The 1,180-nt window shown below is 30.6% G+C and carries 1 protein-coding gene; it reads right to left on the reverse strand.

Translation table 11 applies throughout. The annotated features are described in order from the left end of the window. Nucleotides 1–243: 243 nt before the first annotated feature. On the reverse strand, nucleotides 244–1,059 hold the full coding sequence (locus CVD18_RS22265; protein ID WP_103867636.1) for a hypothetical protein: 816 nt from the start codon (nucleotides 1,057–1,059) through the stop codon (nucleotides 244–246). Nucleotides 1,060–1,180: the final 121 nt, after the last annotated feature.

Raw genomic sequence — 1,180 nt, forward strand, 5'->3', positions numbered from 1 at the left:
AAAACCAAGCAAATCTTCATAAAAAGCATGAAAACTACTTTGAAATATCGTTTTTTGAGGTAATCTGCTACCATAAAAAAATGCTAAAGTCACATACTAACGATTTTCTTCCTTGTTAAGGGTATAGCAAACCTCTCGAATCCCCCCTTATCACCAAATCCCAGATCAGTCAACAGATCATATAGCGCTAGCCTATCGGCACGCCATATGCTTAGTTATTATGGGCTGGCATTTGCTATTCGTTTATTGTTTTTTATAGAACTCTAATACTTTTTCGCAATATGTTCTCCAATAATTATTTCTGGCTCTTTGAAATTTTTCTCCATTTCCATACTTACTCATTTCTTCTCTGTATTTTCTTACTATTTTATCATTTTCAAATGATTCAGATTCTATTTCATAATAAATATTCAATGCACTAACTTTTAAATAAGCAGCGAAAAACTCCTCAGAATCAAGTTTGTTTTGTACATAATTGGCTATTTTATCTAAAAGTAGTTTATCTGTTTCTTCTTCAAAAACGTGTAAATAAAAGTAATGTTCTACTAATATATTGTTGTCTAATTCAAGTATGTACTCCCGAATTTTATTATAATATTTATTTCTTTTGACCAATTCAACTGCTATGTCATAATATTTAGGATTTTTAATAAAAAAATGATAGAGTGCAGCATAACTACTATCGGTTTGATAAGTGAACAATTTTGTAGTCAAATCATAACAGAAATACTTCTGTTGATTCCTATATTCTCTGTTTAATAGACTTATTAGAAAACTCTCGGATAGATTTTTATCCATCAAGCTATCTAATTCAAGTCGATAATTGTATCTTTCTATTCGAAATGGATATTTCTTTGTTTCCGCTTCAAAATCAAAGTTGGGTGGGACATAACCGAGGAGATCTGAAGGAATATTCTGCCAAAAGTAGTCATTTTTCAGAGTATCTAAAATTAGGATTATCCTTTTTTCTTTCTCCACCATAGTATTATTGGTTGATTGTCCGCAGCTTGATATCGTTGTTATAATACAAAAAAACAATACGATTACTTTTTTTTCCATTTGAGCTATTTTTTAACTAATAATCAATTCTCTTTTTGCTTGCTCAGTAGAGTAGAGCCTGACAGCTCTGTTAAATTTCTCACTAAATTAGTAAAATTTACGAGACTGTCAGCGCCCCCTT

Source organism: Aquimarina sp. I32.4, assembly GCF_002924285.1.
Taxonomy (GTDB): domain Bacteria; phylum Bacteroidota; class Bacteroidia; order Flavobacteriales; family Flavobacteriaceae; genus Aquimarina.

Bases quoted from the DNA above. Each gene is read 5' to 3' on its own strand.
- CVD18_RS22265 (WP_103867636.1), bottom strand. From the start codon at position 1,059: ATGGAAAAAAAAGTAATCGTATTGTTTTTTTGTATTATAACAACGATA.